This is a genomic window from Flintibacter sp. (genome assembly GCF_046973065.1).
The window spans coordinates 20501-41823 of record NZ_JBKVXZ010000032.1; the positions used below are offsets into that span (position 1 = coordinate 20501).

Here is a 21323-nt window from a genome sequence, read left to right on the forward strand (position 1 = left end):
CGTCCTTTCTACTGTAAAACGATAAAAATTATACATTCCAAAGCAGGCCGGAAGCCCGCAGAAATTGGCAGATCAGGTGGGCGGCCTGGTCCCGGGTGGCGGGAGCCTGAGGAGCGCTGAGATCCAGCTCCACCCCGAGGGCGGAAAGACGCCAGGCGGGGGCCTGAGCCCAGTCGCTCAGACCGGCGTAGGCGGCCTGCTGGCCGGAGAAAATGGGCTGGTCGGCCATAGCGTAGCCGTCCATACAGGCCCAGGAGGAGACAGCGGAGAGAATGGTGACCAGCTCCTCATAGGTGAGGCTGTCCTGGGGAGCAAAGCTGGTGCTGCTCCGTCCGGCCAAAAATCCTTTGGCCACCATGGCATCCACCGCCTTGGTGTACCAGGCGTCGGAGGGGACGTCGGTAAAGCCTGCCGAGCCGCTCTGACGCAGATTCAGGGCAGAGGCCAGCAAAACAGCAAATTCGCCCCGGGTGATGGACTGCTCCGGCCGGAAAGAGCTGTCCGGGAAGCCGCCCAGCAGCCCATAGGCGGACAGGGTGGCCACATCGTTGGCATAGTCGCACTGCTCCAGATCGGTGTAGTTCCAGCGGCAGTTGTAGCTCAGCCCAGAAGCCTGAGCGGCCTGAGCAGGGGAGACGGCGGTCCACTGGCTGCCTCCGGCACCCTGGCTGAGCTGGGCGGAGGGAGGCAGGGCCTCCAGCAGCTGGTCAAAGGCCTCCCGGTATTCCTCTTGGGCGGCCTGCTTGCCGGAGATGTAGAAGGTACAGCCGGCAAGTTCCAGCTTCCAGTATCCCTGGCTGTCCTGGGGCTGAGCGGCCGTGAGCAGCAGCGCCGCGGCCGGGGCATATTCCTGGGAGATCATGAGGGTGGGCAGCACACCAATGGTGTCGTTGGTGGCACCGTCGGGAGAGAAAAAGCGGTAGGAGGTGATCTTCAGAGCGTCCCCGTCAAAAAGGCCGGGAGCAGACTCCTCGTCCAGCACGATCTGGGCGATACCCTTGCCATAGGTGCGGCCGCCCACAGCGATTCCGGCGCGGTAGTCCCGGATGGCGGCGGAAAACAGCTCAGAGGCGCTGGCAGAATTGCCGTCGGTAAGGATGATGAGCGGCTGATCGGTCCGGTCAGCATAGTCGCTGCTGCTGTAAACCTGCGTGTATTTCCCATCGCTGTCCCGGAAATAGGTGATATTGTGTCGGCCAATAAAGCTGCCGACGCTGTCTGCGGCGGCATTGGTGGAGCCGCCGGGGTTGGAGCGCAGGTCCAGAAGGATGGGGCGGTCCAGATCGTCGTATTGGGCCAGCGCCTGGGAGATGGTTTCTGCGGTGGTGTCACCGAAGCTGATGCACTCGATCACGGCCACCCCGTCCACCAGAGAGTAGGTGACGATGGGCACCTGTACCTTCCGGCGGGTGAGGGTCAGCTCCCGGGTGGAACCCGTTTTGCCGGAGAGGACGGTCAGCGTGACCCGGGAGCCCTCCTGACCGGTCAGGGCAGAGGACTGCTCCGAGGCGGTGACGGGCACTCCGTCAATGGACATGATGCAGTCGCCCTCCTCCAGTCCGGCCTGCTCCGCCGGGGAGTCGGGGAGGATGGACAGGATCAGAAATCCGTGTTCCGTGACTTCCTTTTGAATGGACACGCCGATCCCCACCAGAGTTTCCCCGTTGACCGAGTTCAGGAAGGCACTGTACTCATCCTTGGTCATGTAGACGGTGTAGGGGTCACCCAGGGCCTCCAGCATGGAGTCCAGATCCTCCTGGGCCAGAACGGAGTCGGGAATCTGGTCCACATAGAATTGTTCCAGAAGAGCACCGGCCTGTTGGACGGTAAGGGCGGAGACGGGAGTCAGGCACAGGGAACACGCCAGAGCCACAGACAGGCCGGCAGAAAAGATACGTTTCATAGGTAAAACTCCTGGTCCGTAGAAATGGCACGCCGGATGCCACAAGGGGGTGGCATCCGGCGCGATGGATCGGTTAGATTTTGGGGGTGCGGTAGGTCATTTCATCACGCTTGGGGCCGGAGGAGACCATGGTGATGGGGGCGCCAATGTGGGCCTCCAAAAAGTCCACATAGTCCTTGGCCTGCTGGGGCAGAGACTCGTAGTCCTTGCAGCCGCGGATGTCGCACTTCCAGCCAGGCAGAGTGGTGAAGACGGGCTTGGCCTTCATCAGCAGGGGAGTGACAGGGAAGACGTCGGTGACCTTGCCGTCGATCTCGTAGCCGGTGCAGACCTTGATCTCATCCAGGTAGCCCAGCACGTCCAGGCAGGTGAGAGCCACCTTGGTGGCGCCCTGCACCATGCAGCCGTACTTGGTTGCTACGGCATCAAACCAGCCCACACGGCGGGGACGGCCGGTGGTGGCGCCGAACTCGCCCTTGTCACCGCCGCGGCGGCGCAGCTCGTCACCCTCCTCGCCCAGCAGCTCGCTGACGAAGGGCTCGGTGTGGGAGCCCACGGAGGAGGAGTAAGCCTTGGTGACGCAGATGACGTCCTCCACCGCGGTGGGAGGCACCGCAGCGCCCACACAGCCAAAGCCGGCCAGAGTGTGGGAGGAGGTGGTCATGGGGAAGATGCCCAGGTCGGGGTCCTTCATGGAGCCCAGCTGACCCTCCAGCAGGATGGTCTTGCCCTCCTTCAGGGCCTGGTGGACAAAGCCCACCGCGTCGCCCACGTAGGGACGGATCTCCTCACGCAGCGTGACCAGCTCCTGCATCAGCTCGTCCACATTCAGCGCGGGCTTGTGGTAGAGGTGCTCGAAGAGTACGTTTTTCAGGGAAACAGCGGCAGTCAGACGCTCCTTCAGCCGCGCCTCGTCAAACAGGTCGCACACCTGGATGCCGATCTTGGCGTACTTGTCGGAGTAGAAGGGGGCGATGCCGCTCTTGGTGGAGCCGAAGGCCTTGCCGGCCAGACGCTCCTCTTCATAGGCGTCCTGCAGGGTGTGGTAGGGCATGAGAATCTGGCAGCGCTCCGACACGATCAGGTTGGGTACAGGCACGCCCTGATCGGTGAGGGATTTCAGCTCATCCACCAGCTTGCGGATGTCCAGTGCCACACCGTTGCCGATGATATTGGTGATGTGGGGGTAGAAGGTGCCGGAGGGGAGGATGTGCAGAGCAAAACGGCCATAATCATTGATGATGGTGTGGCCGGCATTGGCACCGCCCTGGAACCGGATGACCACATCAGAGGTCTCCGCCAGCATGTCGGTGATCTTGCCCTTGCCCTCGTCGCCCCAGTTGGCGCCTACGATCGCTTTTACCATAATGTTACCTCCGTGAACCGGGATTCGCAACCGAAAAACGGATTTGCCTTATCCGGCTCATAACGCAACAACCATATTATACTTCCTTTTTTTTCGGGACGCAAGAGCCAATCGTGTAGAAAAAAGGGGAGCTTTTGTGAATGATTTGCCAAAAAGGAGAACTAAGGGGCGGGGACCACATCGGGGGCCATCAGGTTCAGGCCCTTTTGCAGCAGTTCGGCCGAAAGCTTCCCCTGACCGTAGGTGATCAGATTACCCTGGGCGTCAATAAAGATAGAGAAGGGGAAGGAGTTGATACCGTAAGTTGAGATGGCCTGGTAGTCTACGTCGTAGTACACCGGGAAGGTGAAACCCGCCTCCTTCAGGTAGTTCTCCGCCTTTTCCCGGGTGTCGTTCATGGCCGCGCCCACATTGACCAGCACGAAGTGGATCTGGTCCCCGTACTGCTCATACAGAGCCTGGATGTCGGGCATCTCCTGCTTGCAGGGGGAACAGGTAGAGGCCCAGAAGTTGAGGAAAACAGGTTTATCCCCTAAAAAGTCGGACAGCTGTACCGTATTGCCCTGGGAATCCTCCATGGGAAAGGAGGGAGCGGGATTGGCCTGCTGGGAAGAGGAAGAAGAGGAAGAGGAAGAAGAGCCCTCCGACTGGCTGGGCTCATTGGCCAGCTGGCTGTTCTGTACGCCGGGAGCCAGGCGGGTGTAGAGAAATCCGGCGGCGGCCAGAATTACCACCAGGGCGATGCCTAAGATGACAGTAGATTTTTTACCCATAATGAAGTACCTCCTTAGACAAGGCGGGAGAGCAGCGTGCCCATGGTGCCGGTGGCCATGAGGATACCCACCACGATGAGCAGTCCGCCCGAGACGGCGTTGATGATAGAATAGTGGCGCTTGATCCAGTCAAAGGCAGTTTTCAGGGACTGGATGAGCAGGGCGCTGGCCAAAAACGGGATGCCCAGGCCGGCGGAGTAGCACAGCAGCAGGAGAATCCCCCGCAGGGTAGAGCCCTGCTGGGAGGCCAGTACCAGGGCCGAACCAAGGAAAGCCCCTACGCAGGGAGTCCAGCCCACGGCAAAGACCGCGCCGAATATCAAAGCGGAGAAAAAGCCCATATCATGGCCCACGGAATAGCCCTTGGAGCCCCGGAACAGGGACAGGCGGAACACACCCAGGAAGTTGAGGCCGAAGAAGATGACAATCAGACCGCTGACGATGTTTACCGCCTGCTGGTGCCGGGTGAGCAGCGCGCCGATGGAGCCGGCAAAAGCGCCCATGGCTACAAACAGCAGCGTAAAGCCCAGCACAAAGCCCAGAGCGTTTTTCAGCACCCGTCCCCGGGAGGCATCCGGCTGTCCGCCGGCAAAGTAGGACAGGTAAATGGGCAGCATGGGGAGCAGACAAGGGGAGATGAAGGTGATGAGACCTTCCAGAAAGGTGACAAGATAGACCATAGGATTCCTCCGGTTTGATTACTGAGATGAGCGGGAAGTCAGGCGCTGCCGCAGGGCGGACAGCAGGTCTCCGGCCAGCGCGCCAAGCAGCCCTCCCACCAGCATGGAGTAATAGGGGGTGGAGGTGAGGGGGCAGGTCCCAGTGGCACACAGGGTGAGACGGTAATAAAGGTATCTCCCTGCCAGGCCAAGAGCGATAAAGATAAGACCGGCGGCGTTGGAGCGCAGAAACGAAAGAACTTGCTTCATGATAAAAACCTCCTGTGGGTTTGTCAAGAAAAATCGGTTTGGATAGGGTAACCATACCACAGTGAAATCGTTCCCTCTGTGACAGGGTCACAAACCTCTTGCCCCAGGAAGAAAAAACAGTATAATAAAGGAGAAACAAACGATCCCCGGAGAGAGGAGCCCACTATGAATACCCTGACCTCTGAATCCCTGTCCTTCTGGCCTCACCTCACCCGGCAGCAACAGGAGACCTTACTGAACTGTGTACAGCGGGCGTCCTATGCCCCTGGACAGATCATCCGCTCCCCGGATACTGACTGCTTGGGAGCTCTCCTGATCCAGAGCGGTGTGGTGCGCATCTACCTGCTCTCAGAGGACGGTAGGGAAGCCACCATCTCCCGCATGACGGAAGGGGAGGTGTGTGTGCTGTCCGCCTCCTGTATGCTCAATGCCATCACCTTTGATGTACAGATCCAGGCCGAGACAGCGGTGGAGGTACTGGTCATCCCCATTCAATATCTGTCCGTTTTGATGCGGGAGAATATCTATGTAGAGAATTTCATCTACAAGGCGGCGGCGCAGCGGTTCTCCCACGCCATCCGGGCCGTGGAACAGATGCTCTTTTATACGTTGGAACAGCGGGTGGCCTCCTATTTGCTGGAGGAGTCCCAGCGGCTGGAGACCGATACCATTCAAGTTACCCAGGAGCAGCTGGCCCAGGCCATCGGCAGTGCCCGGGAGGCGGTGACCCGTACCTTAAAAAAACTGTCCGCTGCGGAGACGGTGGAGCTGTTTCGGGGCGGTGTGCGTATCCGGGACCGGAAGGGGCTGGAACGGCTGGTAGAGCGGGGCGGCTTGTAAAATCACAAAAGGAAATGTAAAACCGGGGCGGTTCCCATTAGGAAACCGTCCCGGATCTTTTTTGCCTGCGGCAGTATGAAGAGAAGAAAAAACGGGCTGATTTTACATTGAAACCAGATAGAAGGGGGTTCTTTTGATGAAAAGTGACCAAATTCACGGTGAATATGCGATTTTACGTAGATTTAACACAAAGGGGCTTTTTCATTTTACATGGCTTTTTTATACTGAGATACGCAAAACGGGAAACGGATTGCACAGTACTTAAATGAAAACGAACCAAAGGAGAATGATGAATATGAAGAAGCTTACTTGCCTGGGCCTGTCCCTTGCTCTGGCCCTGGGTCTGTTCACCGGCTGCGGCAGCAGCAATCAGGATCAGGGCAGCAGCTCCGGTTCTCAGAGCAACACCAATGACTCCTCCACCGTGGAGCTCAGCGGCACCGTGAATACCGACGGTTCCACCTCCATGGAGAGCGTGGTCAAGGCCCTGGGTGAAGCTTTCATGGAGCTCAATCCTGGTGTGACCGTGAACTACTCCGGCACCGGTTCCGGCACCGGTATCCAGTCCGCCATCGACGGCACCTGCGACCTGGGCCTGTCCTCCCGTGCTCTGAAGGATGAGGAGAAGCAGAACGGCGCGGTAGAGAACATCGTGGCTCTGGACGGTGTGGCCGTGGTCATCAACCCCGCCAACGGCGTGGAGGACCTGACTGTGGAGCAGATCGCTCAGATCTTCACCGGTGAGATCACCAACTGGTCCGAGCTGGGCGGCACCGACGGCGAGATCGCTGTGTTCGGCCGTGAGGCTGGTTCCGGCACCCGCGGCGCCTTCGAGGAGATCGTGGGCGTAGAGGATACCTGCAAGTACACCAACGAGTACTCCTCCACCGGCGACGTGATCGGCAACGTGGCCTCCAACCCCAACGCCATCGGCTACGCTTCCCTGTCCGCTGTGAATGACACTGTGAAGGCTGTGAAGGTCAACGGTGTGGCTCCTTCCGAGGACACCGTGAAGGACGGCTCCTATGAGATCCAGCGTCCCTTCGTGATGGTCACCAAGGAGGGTGCTGAGCTCTCCGAGGCTACCCAGGCTTTCCTGGACTTCGCCATGAGCGCGGATGCTGCCGACATCATTGCTGCTGCCGGTGCTGTGTCTCCCAAGGGCTAATTCCTGAGAAACATGAAAACAAGCCCCCGGTCCCCGGGGGCTTGTTTTAAATCAATGTCTCCCCTCTGCCATATTCCTCAGTTGACACGGGGACATGACATAGCTCGTGTCTCAGTGTCAGCTGAGGAGACAAACGAAAAGAAAAGGTTGAGTGATATGAAAAAAGAGCAAGTCATTGGAAATCAGGGCGGTGTGCGCCGGGCGAAAGACGCCATGGAATGGATCATGAAGACTCTTTTTATGATCTGCGGATTTATTGCCATTGCCTTTGTGCTGCTGATTACCGTTTATCTGATCATTTCCGGTCTGCCTGCTATCAAAGAGGTCGGTCTTATTGACTTCCTGTTTGGCACCCGTTGGGCCTCCACCGACAAGACCGATCCGGCCTACGGCATTCTGCCCTTTATCCTGACCTCCATTTACGGCACCGCCGGCGCCATTATCATCGGCGTGCCCATCGGATTTATGACCGCAGTATTTCTGGCCAAGGTAGCGCCTCCCAAGGTGGCATCGGTGATTCGTCCGGCGGTGGATCTGCTGGCCGGCATCCCTTCGGTGGTGTACGGTCTGGTGGGTATGATGATCCTGCTGCCCGCCATCCGGGAGTTCTTCCATATTCCCGCCGGCGACAGCCTGCTGGCTGCTATCGTTGTGTTGGCTGTTATGATCCTGCCCTCTATCATCTCGGTGTCTGAGACCGCCCTGAAGGCGGTGCCCAAAGAGTACGAGGAGGCCAGCCTGGCTCTTGGGGCCACCGAGCTGGAGACCTACTTCCGGGTCACCGCTCCTGCTGCCAAAAGCGGCATCGCCGCGGCGGTAGTGCTGGGCGTGGGCCGTGCCATTGGTGAGGCCATGGCCATCCTGATGGTAGCCGGCAATGTAGCCAACATGCCCTCCATGCTCTCCAGCGTCAAGTTCCTCACCACAGCCATCGCCAGTGAGATGAGCTATGCTGCTGTGGGAAGCCTGCAGCGAAATGCCCTGTACTCCATCGGTCTGGTGCTGTTCCTGTTCATTATGTGTATCAATGTGATCCTCAATGTGTTCCTGAAACGGGACAAGGAGGCGTAAAGGATGACGAATACTATGACTACGACTTCTGCCACTCAGACGGCCAGTAAGGCCAAAAGTAAGCTCTCTCCCCGCCGCCGTGTTTATGAGGTGGGGATGCGGACCCTTCTCTATCTGTCTGCCGGAGCGACGGTTCTGCTGCTGCTCTTTCTCATCGGGTACATCTTCTATCGGGGCCTGCCCAACCTGAACTGGACATTTTTGACCAGTCAGGAGAGTGTGCTGCGGGGTACTGACGGTATCCTCCCCGCCATTCAGAATACCATTTACGTTATCATCGTGACTCTGATTTTTATCCTGCCTCTGGGTGTAGGTGCGGCCATCTACCTCACCGAATATGCCACCAACCACAAGCTGGTAGCAGCCATTGAATTTGCTACCGAGACTCTGGCCGGCATTCCTTCCATCCTGTACGCCCTGGTGGGTATGCTGGTGTTCTGCCAGGTTATGAATCTGGGCAAGACCCTGCTGGCCGGCGCGCTCACCTTGGTCATTATGACCCTGCCCACTATCATTCGAACCACCCAGGAGTCCCTGAAGACCGTCCCCCAGAGCTACCGGGAAGGCTCCCTGGGCCTGGGTGCGGGCAAGTGGCACATGATCCGTACCGTGGTGCTGCCCTCCTCTGTGGACGGCATTGTAACGGGCTGTATCCTGTCCATCGGCCGCGTGGTCGGTGAGTCCGCCGTACTGATGTTTACCGCCGGCATGGGCACTACCCTGCAGAACTTCTTCAGTTCCGGCGGCCTGCTGGACAGCTCTGGCGCGACCCTGACTGTGGCTTTGTACGTCTACGCCAAAGAACGCGCCGAATTTGATCTGGCCTTCTCGGTGGCGGTGGTGCTGCTGATCATCACCTTTGTCATCAATCTGGCCGCAAAATTTGCCGGCGGATATTTGAGAAAGAAATAAACCTTCTGAACTTGGATAGGGAGATACAATATGAACGAAAATGTCATTTTACAGGCCGAAAACCTCAACCTGTATTACGGAGAAAACCACGCGCTGAAGGATATCAACATCGAGATCCCTGAGCACCAAATCACCGCGCTCATTGGTCCTTCCGGCTGCGGCAAGTCCACCTTCCTGCGCTGTCTCAATCGGATGAACGACCTTATTCCCATTGTGAAGATCAACGGCTCCCTGCTGTACCGGGGAGAGGATATCTACGCCCCCGGCCAGGATGTCACCGATCTGCGCAAGCGTATCGGTATGGTCTTCCAGAAGGCCAACCCCTTCCCCATGTCCATCTACGACAACGTGGCCTACGGTCCCCGCACCCACGGTATCCGCAGCAAGGTAAAGCTGGACGAGATCGTGGAGGAGTCTCTGAAGAGTGCGGCCATTTGGGATGAGGTAAAGGACCGGCTGAAAAAGCCCGCCTTGGGCCTCTCCGGCGGCCAGCAGCAGCGTCTGTGCATCGCCCGCGCGCTGGCGGTCAAGCCCGACGTACTGCTTATGGACGAGTCCACCTCCGCTCTGGACCCCATTTCCACCTCCAAAATCGAGGACCTTGCCACCGAGCTGAAAAAGGATTACACTATCATCATGGTCACCCACAATATGCAGCAGGCCGCTCGTATCTCCGACAAGACCGCCTTCTTCCTGCTGGGTGAACTCATCGAGTACGGCGACACGGAGCAGATGTTCTCCATGCCCCAGAACAAGAAGACGGAAGATTACATCACCGGGAGGTTCGGATAATGCGGGACAGATTCAACGAACAGCTGGAACAGCTGAATGTAGAGCTGATCAAAATGGGAGCCTTGTGCGAGGAGGCCATTTCCGCCGCCGCCAAGGCTCTGCTGGAAGGAGACGCCGCCCTGCGGGAGACTGCCTGCGTTGCTGAGCGGGAGATCGACCAGAAGGAGAGGGACATCGAGAGCCTGTGCATGAAGCTGCTGCTCCAGCAGCAACCGGTGGCCCGGGACCTGCGCACCATCTCCGCAGCGCTGAAGATGATCTCCGACATGGAGCGCATCGGCGACCAGGCCAGCGATATTGCCGAGATTACCCGGGACATTGAGGATAGCCCTGTGATTTCCCATGTACCCATCGCTGAGATGGCCCGCAGCACCATCGGCATGGTCACCGACAGCATCGACTCCTTTGTGCGCAAGAACCTGGGCCTGGCTCAGGAGGTCATTCGCAAGGATGACGAGATCGACCGCATGTTCCTGGAAGTCAAGGACGAGCTCATTCGCCGCATTGGCCAGGGAGACAGCGGGGAGACCTGTATGGACCTGCTGATGATCGCCAAATACTTTGAGCGCATCGGCGACCACGCCTGCAACATTGCTGAGTGGGTGGAGTACTCCCTCACCGGACAGCACGGCGATATGTGAGCTTCCCGGAAGGGGAGCGGAGGAGAGGTAAACGCACGTGATCTATATTTTAGAGGATGATACCAGCATCCGTAAGCTGGTGGTCTATACCTTACAGAGCCAGGGCATGGAGGCCCAGGGCTTTGACCGCCCCTCCCAGTTTTGGGAGGCCATGGAGAAGGGCAGTCCTGAGCTGGTGCTGCTGGATATCATGCTGCCTGAGGAGGATGGCCTGCAGGTGCTCAAACGCCTGCGCTCCATGCCCGCCACCAAGACCTTGCCTGTCATTATGCTCACAGCCAAGAGTACGGAGTATGACAAGGTGCTGGGACTGGATGAGGGGGCGGACGACTATGTGGCCAAGCCCTTCGGCATGATGGAACTGATGGCCCGTGTACGCACCGCCCTGCGCCACGCGGGGCAGAACCAGCCCAAGGAAAAGACCTACTCCCTGGGCAGCCTCTTTGTGGACCCCGAGCGGCACGTCGTCCGGGACGGAGACCGGGAAGTCACCCTGACGCTGAAGGAGTTTCAGGTTTTGTGCCTGCTGTTGGAGCGGGCCGGTACCGTATTTACCCGGGACCAGCTGCTCAACACCATCTGGGGCTATGAGTTTGACGGCGCCAGCCGGACTGTGGACGTACATATCCGTACCCTGCGCCAGAAGCTGGGCAAATCCGGCGACTGCATTGAGACGGTGCGGGGCATCGGCTACAAGATCAGTGCCGACTGACCGGCGGAGGGATAGAAGTTGAAAAATATGACCGCCAAATTATTTCGAAATTCCACAGCAGTAGCCGTCTCTGTGATGGTGCTATCCATTGCCCTGTTTTTGGGGATGCTGTACCAGTACTTCAGCAACCAGCTGATGACCGAGCTGGAGACGGAGATCTGGCTGGTAGCCCAGGGCGTGGAGCTCAACGGGATGGACTATCTCACCGGGCTCAACACGGAAAACCGGGTGACCTGGGTGGATACAGACGGTACTGTGCTCTATGACAGCCAGGCCGATGAAACTGCCATGGAGAACCATGGTGACCGGGAGGAGATCCAGCAGGCGATGACCGGTCAGTCCGGTACCGCCCGGCGCTACTCCTCCACCCTGGCCCAGCAGACCCTGTATGCCGCCCGACGGCTCAATGACGGCACCGTGATCCGTGTGGCCAGCGCGCAGCAGACGGTGGTGACCCTGCTGCTGTCCATGGTACAGCCGATTTTGATCATTCTGGCTCTGTCGCTCCTGATTTCGGCCGTGCTGGCCTCCCGAATGGCCAAGCGAATCATTCGCCCCATTGTCAATCTGGACTTGGAGCACCCGGAGGACTGCGACACCTATGAGGAGCTGACCCCCCTGCTCTCCCGCATCAAGCATCAGAACGATACCATCCAGCAGCAGCTGCTGCAGCTGCAGCAGAAGCAGCAGGAGTTTGCCGCTTTGACAGAAAATATGTCCGAAGGTTTTCTGCTGATGGACCGGCATGGCCATGTGCTCTCCTATAATAAGGGTGCCCTGAACCAGCTGGGTGCTCAGACGCCACAGGGAGAGGTGAATGCCCTGGTGCTCAACCGTAGCGAAAGCTTCCGCCAGGCGGTGGATGAGGTGCTTTCCGGCCACCGCAGCCAGCAGATGCTGCGTCTGAACGGCCGCTGCTGCCAGCTACTGGCCAACCCGGTCATGCAGGGTGAGGAGCAGATGGGCGCGGTGATGGTCCTGTTGGATGTCACCGAGCAGGAACAGCGGGAGGACCTGCGGCGGGAGTTTACCGCCAACGTCTCCCATGAGCTGAAGACCCCACTGACTTCCATCTCCGGCATTGCGGAGATCATGCAGAGCGGCATGGTAAAGGCGGAGGACGTACAGGGCTTTGCCAGCGACATCTACCAGGAGGCCCAGCGTCTCATTGCCCTGGTGGAAGATATCATCCGTCTGTCCCAACTGGACGAGGGTGCGGTGAACATGGAACGGGAGGATGTGGACCTGTTCCAGCTCTCTCTGGAGGTGACAAAACGCCTGGAGAGCGCCGCTCAGAAAAATGATGTGACCATCAAGACTATGGGGCGTTCCGTCCAGGTCCACGGTGTGCGCCGGGTGCTGGATGAGATGATCTACAACCTGTGCGACAACGCCATCAAGTATAACCGCCGGGGCGGCACGGTAGCCGTCACGGTAGGCCCGGTAGAGGGCGGCGTAGAGGTTTCAGTGGAGGATAACGGCATCGGTATCCCCGCTGAGGATCAGAACCGGGTATTTGAACGGTTCTACCGGGTGGATAAGAGCCACTCCAAGGACATCAGCGGCACTGGATTGGGCCTGTCCATTGTTAAGCACGGCGCGGCCCTCCATGACGGACAGATTCGTCTGGAGAGTACCCCGGGCAAGGGCACCACAGTGACTTTGCTGCTGCCCCAGGGCTGAGCGCATAAAATTGAATTTCCTGGGAACCTTTTTTCTTGGAAGGCGTCAAAGAAGATGAAACGGGCCGATAATTAGTCCGTTCAGAACAAGAAAAAAGGAGACCACTCATGAAAAAATTGTTTGCCAGTTTGGCTTGCGCCGCGCTTTTGATCACTGCTCTGACCGGCTGCGGACAGAAGACCGGTAGCACCCGTACCCCGGAGGAACTGACCCAGCTGTACAGCCAGGCCATCACAGAGAGCGGGGGCGAGATGGTGGAATATAACCCCGTCATTACCCAGATCGACGACGAGAATGAGATCAATGGTATGATCCTGGAATCCATGGGCCTTAAGGAAGAGGATATGACCGCCTTTGGCGTGAGCGGTTCCATGATGAGCGTGAAGGCCTACGGCATTGCTGCCGTCATGCCCGCTGAGGGCAAGGAGGAGGCCGTGAAAGAGGGCCTTCAGGGCTTCATTGACAAGCAGAAGACGATCTTTGAGACCTACCTGGCGGACCAGTATGCTGTGGCAGAGAATGCCCGCCTGGAGACTCTGGAGGACGGCACGGTGCTGATGGTGATGTGCGAAGGCTCCGATACGGTGTTTGACCAGATCCGCACCGCTATTGAGGCGTAAAGCCGGATCGTCCGGAGCGCACCAAGCATCCAACCAAAAAACCTGCCTTACCGGCCGGCGGCATTGTCCGCCGACCGGTTTTTCTTCCCTGTCAGCTAAAAAAGAGCGGAGGGAAGGCTGGAATTGGAGAAGGACTTTTCTTGTTCGGCGCTTGACTTGTGGCGGGGGATACATTATATATAATAGAGCCTGAAGCGTCTTTTGAAGCGGCGTTCAGGGAAATAAAGAGCCGTGAGAACGATAAAAATTCCTTCCCAATTGGTTGGGCGGAACGCACTGCCGGGAGAAAATCGTTGACTTGAATATCCTGGGAGGGTATGCTATATTAAGGTCTGCCGAATCGGCCCCGGGAAGGGATACCCTGCGTCAATGGGATATTTTGTTGAAAAACAGCCCTTTTTTGCCGTTTTTTCTTGGAAAAGCTGGGGCGTACAGGGATATCGGCCAAATTGAGGCCGAAGGAACAAGCCCAAAAGGGAGACGTGTGCAGCGATGCAACTTCATAGAAATAAGCGAAAGAGTATTAACCCCACCCGTTACATCGTATTGGGTTTTGGGGCCATTATTCTGTTGGGCACACTGCTGCTGCATCTGCCCATCTCCGCCCAGGACGGACAGATGACTCCATGGCTGACCTGTTTGTTCACCGCAACCTCCGCCACCTGCGTGACGGGACTGGTTTTGGTGGATACGGCGGTACACTGGTCGATATTTGGTCAGGCAGTTATTTTGCTGCTGCTTCAGTTAGGCGGATTGGGGTTTGTTACCCTGATTTCGATCATCCCCTTTGCTTTGCACCGTCGTATCGGCTTGTCTCAGCGCCTGGTGATGGCCTCGGCCATGAACCTGGACCGGGTAGCCGGAGTGGTGCGAGTGGTGCGCCACGCCCTGCTGGGCACAATGCTTGTGGAGGGGATTGGAGCGGTCCTGCTGGCCATTCGGTTTGTGCCTCAGTTTGGACTGCTGGGTATTTGGTTTTCCATTTTTCACAGCATCTCTGCCTTCTGTAACGGTGGCTTTGATATTCTGGGCCTTTACAGCGGCCCCTACTCCAGTTTGGCGGCCTACCAGGGAGACCCGTTGGTGCTGGGCACCATCATGGCCCTCATTGTGATAGGCGGCCTGGGCTTCTTTGTGTGGGAAGATGTGATCCAGAAGCGCTGCTGGAAAAAATTAACTCTTTATAGTAAGATGGTACTGGGCATCACCGCCTGCCTCATTGTTTTTGGCGCGGTCTATTTTGCCTGCGCAGAGTGGGAAAACCCCGATACGTTGGGGAGCATGCCCCTGTGGCAGCGGCCTCTCAACGCCTTATTCCAGTCGGTTACCCTGCGCACGGCGGGCTATGCCACCTTTGATCAGGGAAAACTGCTGGAAGGATCGGCGGTTATGTCCATTCTGCTGATGCTCATCGGCGGCTCCTCCGGCTCCACAGCGGGCGGATTGAAGACGGTGACGGTGGGTGTGTTGCTGCTGGCCCTGCGGGACGGTCTGCGGGGACGGGATCAGGTCGTCTTCCGGGGCAGACGGATTCCCGGCCGAAAGGTCCTGGACGCCATGACCTTGGCGCTGACGGTACTGCTGCTGTTTTTGAGCGCGTCTATGCTCCTGTCCCTGATGGAACGGGTGCCCTATGTGCAGGCGGCCTTTGAAACGGCATCTGCTATGGGTACGGTGGGTGTGACCATGGGTATTACCCCCGGACTGAGCGTGCCCAGCGCACTGCTGGTGATTGCACTGATATTTTTAGGACGGGTAGGAATCCTGTCCTTCTCCATTGCCTTCTTGACCCGGGGACGGGGGGAGAACAAGATCCTCTACCCTTCTACAGAGGTTATGATAGGCTGAGTATTAGGAGGAATATATGAAAAGCTTTCTGATTGTGGGGCTGGGACGGTTTGGCGCCTCGCTGGCCCAGGAGTTGTGTGAGCAGGGCCATGAAGTGCTGGCACTTGATGTCCTTCCTGAGCGGGTACAGGCAGTGGCCGACCATGTGACCCATGCGGTGGTGGGTGATGCCCGGGACCCGGAGGTGCTCTCCGGCGTGGGAGCGCGGAACTTTGACTGTGCCGTGGTAGCTGCCGGCAGCGATGTGGGCACCAGCGCTCTGATTACTCTAAATCTGAAGGAACTGAATGGGCCTCGGGTGGTTGGAAAGGCCAACAGCTCGGTTCACCGCAAGGTGCTGGAGAAGATCGGGGCGGATCTGGTGGTCTTCCCGGAGCAGGAGATGGCTCTGAGTCTGGCCCGCCGTCTCATCAACGGCGACATCGTTAACTTTATCGAGCTGTCCAACGAATATTCCATTGTGGAGCGCACCCTGCCTGAGAGCTGGGTGGGCAAATCCATCGTGGCTCTGAACATCCGTGCCAAATGGAAGCTCACCGTCATTGCGGTGCGCCGCGGGGATGCAATGACCATCGCCCCGGGCGGAGATTTTGTCTTCCAGAGTCCGGAGGATTGCCTGGTGGTGCTGGGACGCAACAGCGATATTGAGCGATTGGAGCGGGCATGATGGAGATCATTACCAGCCGAAAGAATCCCCTGCTGCAAAAGATCCGGCAGCTCTCCTCAGGAGGACGGGGCGTGCGGGAGAAGGCGGGAGAGCACCTGGGCGACGGCATAAAGCTGCTGGAGGAGGCCCTGAAATGGGACGTGCCTCTGACCACGGTGGTGGTGACCCCGGAGGTGACACCGCCGGTCTTGCCCGCCGGCGTCCGGCTCGTCCAGGTACCCCGGGACGTGATGGAGACCATCTCCCCTATGAAGACGCCCCAGGGCGCGCTGTTTTTGGCTCAGCTGCCCTCCACAACCCCGCCCCAGCGGCTGGAAGGGAACCGTTACTTGGTGCTGGACGGAGTCCAGGACCCGGGCAACGTGGGGACCATCTGGCGCTCCGCCGATGCCTTGGGCGCAGACGGGCTGCTGCTGGTCAACGGCTGCGCTGACCCGTATAGCCCGAAGGTGGTGCGTGCCACCATGGGAGCCTGCTTCCGCCTGCCGGTGTGGGAGACCACGGTGGAGGAGCTGGAGGGACTGCTGAAGACCTCTCAGATCCCGCTGTATGCCACGGCCCTGCGGGAGGATACGGTGGACGTGCGCCAGGCGGACCTTGGTCGGGCCGCCGTGGTCATTGGCAGTGAAGGCCGCGGGGTGTCCCAGGCTCTGTTGGAGCGGGCTGAACAGACCGTAAAGATCCCGATGCGGGAGAGGTGTGAGTCCCTCAACGCCGCCAGTGCGGCGGTGGTAGTCCTGTGGGAGATGGGAAAATAAAAAGCGGGCCGAAATCCGGCCCGCGTGGAGAGCAGCTTATTGAGGACGCTTTCCCAGATCCAGGCGGCGGTATACCCCCTGAACCAGCACAGCGGCAATGAAGAGCATCAGAGCAAAGAGCAGATAGGCGGGCACATAGCTGTCCAACCGGTCAGCCGACAGCCCGGGCAGCGGTCCGGTGACCAGAGAGCCCAGCATATAGGCGCTGGTAAACCACTTTACCGTGCGCTGATAGGTGTCTGCGCCGCTGAGATCTCCCGCCCATACGGACAGAGTCACGGAAGAGATGGGCATGCCCAGGGCGGTAAGGGTGATGGCGGCAAAGGCCAGGGGAACGCTGCCAAGAGGGGCCAGGGCGCACAGCAGGAAGCCTGCCAACATAACGGCAAAGACCAAAAAGTTGGCGGTACGGCTGCCCAGCTTGTCGCTGATTTGGCCATAGAGTACCTTGGCTGCCATGAGCACCACGCCCAAGTAGGACATAAGAAAGGCCACCAGCAGGGAGTCATAGCCGCAGCTGGTATACAGCACCGTCAGATGCGAGAAACCCGGACCGGAGGGTGCGCCGATGAGAAAGGCGGCCACCGCTGCTGCCCACCAGTGGATGGGGCGCAATCCGGCAGGGGAGAGGCGGACTGCCTGCGGCTGAGCGGCTGGCGCGGCTTTTGTTCCGGAGTAGGGGGCAAGCCCTACCTGGGAAGGGTGGCTGCGTACCAGAAGAAAGACGCCCAGGGTGAGCAGAACACCCAGCACAGCCTCTCCGTACAGGGCGGTTTTCAGCCCCCAGAGCTTGATGACCTGGGTAACCAAGGGTGGAAACAAAATGGTGGGCAGGCCGCTGCCTGCGGCCGCCAGACCCAAGGCCAGACCCCGCCGGGAATCAAACCAGTTGGAGATGACCAGGGTGAGGGGAATCATTCCACCGTAGCCGTAGGCCAGCCCGGACAGGGCGGCAGCGGCACAGTAGACAGGAAAGGTGCTGGCGGCGCCAAACAGAGCGTAGGAGGCGGCAAAGCAGGCCATCCCTGCGGTCATGGTGTACCGCAGTCCCAGTCGGCGGCACAAAGTATCCACCGAGAGCATGGCCAGCAGGGCAAACAGACTGCGTACCGTGGTGATCCAGGAGCCCTGGGCATTGGAAAACTGGTGGACCTGGATGATCCAGGGCTGATAGATGGTAAAGACGTTGACTCCCAGGCCCATCACCGTGAACAGGGCCAGGGAGCAGCCCAGGCAGACGGCCCAGGCCCGGTGAGGCCGGGTACGAAGCTGAGTCATGACCATTCCCCGTTTCCAAGATTATTTCCGCGGGCCTGCGCCCGCTGGTTTGTAAAAATACTGTAACACAGCCCGGATGGGCTTGTAAAGAAAATCCCCTGGGGAGAAAGGAGAAGGCCCATGGCGGCGCTGAACTACTGGCTCTGGCTGACCACCCGGAAAGGGGTGGGGCAGCGAGGCGTGCTGCGGGTGCTGGAGTACTTCGGCAAGCCGGAGCGGGTATACTTTGCGCAGCAGGAGGATCTGGAGATGATTCCAGGTCTTGCTCCCCAGGCGATCCGAGGCCTTCTGGACAAGAATATGGAGGAGAGCAAGGCGATCCTGGGGCGGTGTGACCGGCTGGGTGTGCAGATCATGACCATCCAGGATGCCGACTACCCTGAGCGCCTGCGCCAGCTCAGCGATCCACCGGCAGTTCTGTATATTCTGGGGCGCCGCATCCGCTTTGACGAAGAGGCGGCCATCGGAGTGGTGGGCAGCCGCAAGCCTTCCGCTTACGGCCAGCAGGTGGCTCCCAGGCTGGGGCTGGAGCTGGCCCGATGTGGAGCGCTGCTGGTGTCCGGGATTGCCCAGGGAATTGACAGCCTGGCCCTGCGGGGCGCCCTGAAGGGCGGCGGCAGCGTGGTATCCGTGCTGGCAGGCGGCGTGGATGTGCCCTATCCCAAAGAAAATCGCTTCCTCTATCAGGATGTGGCGGCGGTGGGAGCCCTGATCAGCGAGTATCCGCCGGGGACACCCCACCGGGCTGAGCAATTTCCTATCCGCAACCGCCTGATCAGTGGACTGTCTCTGGGAGTAGTCGCAGTGGAGTGCGCCCGGTTCAGCGGGACCATGCGTACCATCGACCACGCACTGGATCAGAACCGGGACGTGTTTGCCGTACCGGGAAATATTGACGCCCCTATGAGCCAGGGACCTAACTGGCTCATTCAGCAGGGAGCCCGTCCGGTGACCTGCGGAGAGGACATTTTAGCCGACTACTGGGATCAGTTTCCACAGAAGTTGGCCCACGCCAAGGCTCTGGAACCTGAGCATCTGCGGCAGCGGCTGGAACTGCCTGCCAAGGCGCAAAAGGAAGAGCCAAAGCCGGAGCCTCAGCAGGAGAAGTCCAAGGAGAAGCCTGGTCGTCCTAAGATCTCCCTGTCTGAGCAGCGGGAGCGCTTCACCGAGGATCAGTTGGTGGTACTTCATGCTATGCTGGAGGGGGCAGACACCGCCGACGTGCTGGTGGACCGCACCCAGATTCCGGCCCGGCGGGTGCTGTCGGCGCTGACCATGCTCCAGGTGGACGGCGCAGCGGAGCAGCGCCCGGGAGGCCGCTACGCGCCCCTGGTGGAACTAGAACAGGAATAATTCAGGCACCCTTCGTGCCTGTTACCATATCAAGCTAATTGGAGGTTGTCACATGGCAACAAAGACAGATCTGGTCATTGTAGAGTCCCCGTCCAAGGCCAAGACCATCGGCAAGTACCTTGGATCGGGTTATGAGGTGGTGGCGTCCATGGGTCACGTCCGGGACCTGCCCAAGAGCAAGCTGGGCGTGGACGTGGAACACGGATTCCAGCCCGACTACCAGCCCATCAAGGGAAAGGAGGAGACCATCACCGCCCTGAAAAAGGCAGCCAAGAAGAGCGGAAAGGTGTATCTGGCCACCGACCCGGACCGTGAGGGCGAGGCCATCTCCTGGCACTTGAAGGAACTGCTGAACATTCCCGATGAAAAGACCTACCGGGTCACCTTCAACGAGATCACCAAAAAGGTGGTCAACGAGTCCATTGCTGCACCCCGGGCCATTGACCAGAACCTGGTGGATGCCCAGCAGGCCCGGCGTATTCTGGACCGTATTGTGGGCTATGAGCTGTCTCCTCTGCTGTGGAAGAAGATTCGCCGGGGCCTGTCGGCCGGCCGTGTGCAGTCGGTGGCAACCCGCCTGGTGGTGGAGCGGGAGGAGGAGATCCGCGCCTTCCAGCCCCAGGAGTACTGGTCCATCCAGGTGGACCTGGAGCGGGTGCGCCCCAACCTGGGCGGCTTCCAGGCCATGTTCTACGGCCGGGAGAAGAAGATGGAGCTGCACAGCCAGGAGGAAGCCGAGGCTATCGTGGCCGAAGTGTCCGCCGCTCCCTTTTCTGTGTCCAAGGTGAAGCGGCAGGAGAAGCTGCGCAATCCTGCGCCTCCCTTCACCACCTCCACCCTCCAGCAGGAGGCCAGCCGCAAGCTGAACATGACCCCCGCCCGCACCATGTCCATCGCCCAGCAGCTCTATGAGGGCGTGGACATCACCGGCGAGGGCACCGTGGGTTTGATCACCTATATGCGTACCGACTCCCTGCGCCTCTCCGAGGAGGCCATCGCCGCAGCTAAGGGCTTTATTGAGACCCGCTATGGCAAGCAGTACTATCCGCCCCAGGCCCGGCACTACAAGACCAAGGGCAGCGCCCAGGACGCCCACGAGGCCATTCGTCCCTCCGACGTGAACCTGGTGCCCGACGAGATCAAGAAGGACCTGACCAGCGAGCAGTATAAGCTCTACAAGCTCATTTGGAGCCGTTTCCTGGCCTGCCAGATGGCCTCCGCCGTCTATGACAGCGTTTCCATCGAGGCCCAGTCGGCGGGCTATACCTTCCGGGCCAGCCACTCGGAGCTGAAATTCTCCGGCTTTACCGCTGTCTACGAGGAGGGTAAGGACGATGAGGATGAGGCTCCCCAGTCCCCTCTGCCCGATTTGAAGGAGGGGGAGGACCTGGACCTTAAGAAGGCGGACAAGCAGCAGCACTTCACCCAGCCTCCTGCCCGCTATTCCGAGGCCACCCTCATCCGGGCGCTGGAAGAGAAGGGCATTGGCCGCCCCTCCACCTACGCCCCCACCATCTCCACCATCCTCAACCGGGAGTATGTGGTGAAGGAGGGCCGTGCCCTCCGTCCTACCCCCCTGGGCGAGGTGGTCACCGGCCTAATGAAGGACAAGTTCCAGGACATCGTGGATCCCACCTTCACCGCCCAGATGGAGGAAGAGCTGGACAAGGTGGAAGAGGGCAGCGTGGACTGGAAGAAGGTGCTCTCTGCATTTTATGATGACTTTGAGGCGGAGCTTCACAAAGCTGAGCAGGAGTTGGACGGCGAGCGCATCAAGGTGCCCGACGAGGTTTCTGAGGAGATCTGCCCCCAGTGCGGCCGGAACCTGGTCATCAAGTCCGGGCGGTTTGGGCGCTTCCTGGCCTGCCCCGGCTGGCCCGAGTGTGACTTCACCATGCCCCTGGTGGTGGAGATGCCCGGCAAGTGTCCCAAGTGCGGCGGCCGCCTGCTCAAGCGTACCGGCAAGAGCAAGAAGACGGGCAAGCAGTACACCTACTACTGCTGTGAGC

At 59.2% G+C, this 21323-nt stretch carries 20 protein-coding genes; 14 read left to right on the plus strand and 6 right to left on the minus strand.

Going from position 1 to position 21323, the window contains the following annotated elements:
* Positions 1-28 precede the first annotated feature (28 nt).
* The 5 genes from ACLTXB_RS11830 to ACLTXB_RS11850 form a co-directional block, all read right to left on the minus strand.
* Entirely contained in the window at positions 29-1903 is a 1875-nt protein-coding gene (locus ACLTXB_RS11830; protein WP_428227132.1) for a S41 family peptidase, read from the minus strand.
* 73 nt (positions 1904-1976) lie between these two features.
* The gene (locus tag ACLTXB_RS11835) at positions 1977-3269 is read right to left on the minus strand and encodes an adenylosuccinate synthase (protein WP_428227133.1); all 1293 of its coding nucleotides are present in this window, start codon (positions 3267-3269) and stop codon (positions 1977-1979) included.
* A gap of 161 nt (positions 3270-3430) precedes the next feature.
* A complete protein-coding gene (locus ACLTXB_RS11840; RefSeq protein ID WP_428227134.1) occupies positions 3431-4042 on the minus strand; it encodes a TlpA family protein disulfide reductase in 612 nt (203 codons plus the stop codon).
* A 14-nt stretch (positions 4043-4056) separates the two neighbouring features.
* Positions 4057-4722: a cytochrome c biogenesis CcdA family protein gene (locus ACLTXB_RS11845; RefSeq protein ID WP_428227135.1), complete on the minus strand. Its 666-nt coding sequence runs from the start codon at positions 4720-4722 to the stop codon at positions 4057-4059.
* An 18-nt stretch (positions 4723-4740) separates the two neighbouring features.
* Positions 4741-4971 (minus strand): hypothetical protein, encoded by a 231-nt coding sequence (locus ACLTXB_RS11850; RefSeq protein WP_428227136.1) that lies wholly within the window; start codon positions 4969-4971, stop codon positions 4741-4743.
* A 165-nt stretch (positions 4972-5136) separates the two neighbouring features.
* Here ACLTXB_RS11850 and ACLTXB_RS11855 point away from each other — a divergent pair, with 165 nt between their 5' ends.
* The 12 genes from ACLTXB_RS11855 to ACLTXB_RS11910 all read left to right on the plus strand — a co-directional run bounded on the left by ACLTXB_RS11855 (position 5137) and on the right by ACLTXB_RS11910 (position 16683).
* Positions 5137-5811, plus strand: a complete 675-nt coding sequence (locus tag ACLTXB_RS11855; protein ID WP_428227137.1) for a Crp/Fnr family transcriptional regulator — start codon at positions 5137-5139, stop codon at positions 5809-5811.
* Between the two features lie 295 nt (positions 5812-6106).
* The gene (locus ACLTXB_RS11860; RefSeq protein ID WP_151076085.1) at positions 6107-6979 is read left to right on the plus strand and encodes a phosphate ABC transporter substrate-binding protein; all 873 of its coding nucleotides are present in this window, start codon (positions 6107-6109) and stop codon (positions 6977-6979) included.
* A gap of 156 nt (positions 6980-7135) precedes the next feature.
* Positions 7136-8050 carry a phosphate ABC transporter permease subunit PstC gene (gene pstC / locus ACLTXB_RS11865; RefSeq protein ID WP_428227138.1) on the plus strand — a complete coding sequence of 305 codons (915 nt, stop codon included), beginning with the start codon at positions 7136-7138 and terminating at the stop codon, positions 8048-8050.
* A gap of 3 nt (positions 8051-8053) precedes the next feature.
* Positions 8054-8962 carry a phosphate ABC transporter permease PstA gene (gene pstA, locus ACLTXB_RS11870; protein WP_008981078.1) on the plus strand — a complete coding sequence of 303 codons (909 nt, stop codon included), beginning with the start codon at positions 8054-8056 and terminating at the stop codon, positions 8960-8962.
* Between the two features lie 30 nt (positions 8963-8992).
* Entirely contained in the window at positions 8993-9754 is a 762-nt protein-coding gene (pstB, locus tag ACLTXB_RS11875; RefSeq protein WP_008981077.1) for a phosphate ABC transporter ATP-binding protein PstB, read from the plus strand.
* Entirely contained in the window at positions 9754-10395 is a 642-nt protein-coding gene (gene phoU / locus ACLTXB_RS11880; protein ID WP_302667339.1) for a phosphate signaling complex protein PhoU, read from the plus strand. The genes pstB and phoU overlap by 1 nt, the downstream gene beginning before the upstream one ends.
* 37 nt (positions 10396-10432) lie before the next feature.
* The gene (locus ACLTXB_RS11885; protein WP_428227139.1) at positions 10433-11107 is read left to right on the plus strand and encodes a response regulator transcription factor; all 675 of its coding nucleotides are present in this window, start codon (positions 10433-10435) and stop codon (positions 11105-11107) included.
* A 27-nt stretch (positions 11108-11134) separates the two neighbouring features.
* The gene (locus tag ACLTXB_RS11890; protein WP_428227140.1) at positions 11135-12790 is read left to right on the plus strand and encodes an ATP-binding protein; all 1656 of its coding nucleotides are present in this window, start codon (positions 11135-11137) and stop codon (positions 12788-12790) included.
* 107 nt (positions 12791-12897) lie between these two features.
* Entirely contained in the window at positions 12898-13410 is a 513-nt protein-coding gene (locus tag ACLTXB_RS11895; RefSeq protein WP_428227141.1) for a DUF4358 domain-containing protein, read from the plus strand.
* 492 nt (positions 13411-13902) lie between these two features.
* Complete coding sequence (locus tag ACLTXB_RS11900) at positions 13903-15258, plus strand: TrkH family potassium uptake protein (protein ID WP_428227142.1); 1356 nt, start codon at positions 13903-13905, stop codon at positions 15256-15258.
* 16 nt (positions 15259-15274) lie between these two features.
* Entirely contained in the window at positions 15275-15925 is a 651-nt protein-coding gene (locus ACLTXB_RS11905) for a potassium channel family protein (RefSeq protein ID WP_428227143.1), read from the plus strand.
* A complete protein-coding gene (locus tag ACLTXB_RS11910; RefSeq protein WP_428227144.1) occupies positions 15922-16683 on the plus strand; it encodes a TrmH family RNA methyltransferase in 762 nt (253 codons plus the stop codon). Before ACLTXB_RS11905 ends, ACLTXB_RS11910 begins: the two co-directional genes overlap by 4 nt.
* 36 nt (positions 16684-16719) lie before the next feature.
* On the opposite strand, the gene ACLTXB_RS11915 is transcribed toward ACLTXB_RS11910, so the two are convergent.
* Positions 16720-17961, minus strand: a complete 1242-nt coding sequence (locus tag ACLTXB_RS11915) for an MFS transporter (protein ID WP_428227145.1) — start codon at positions 17959-17961, stop codon at positions 16720-16722.
* Positions 17962-18081: 120 nt separating this feature from the next.
* Between ACLTXB_RS11915 and dprA the strand changes: the two genes are divergently transcribed.
* Together dprA and topA are read left to right on the plus strand one after the other, a co-directional pair.
* Positions 18082-19314, plus strand: coding sequence for a DNA-processing protein DprA (gene dprA / locus ACLTXB_RS11920; RefSeq protein WP_428227146.1), 1233 nt, complete (start codon positions 18082-18084; stop codon positions 19312-19314).
* A gap of 52 nt (positions 19315-19366) precedes the next feature.
* Positions 19367-21323, plus strand: a 1957-nt coding sequence (gene topA / locus ACLTXB_RS11925) for a type I DNA topoisomerase (protein ID WP_428227147.1), incomplete at its 3' end; no start/stop codon positions are given.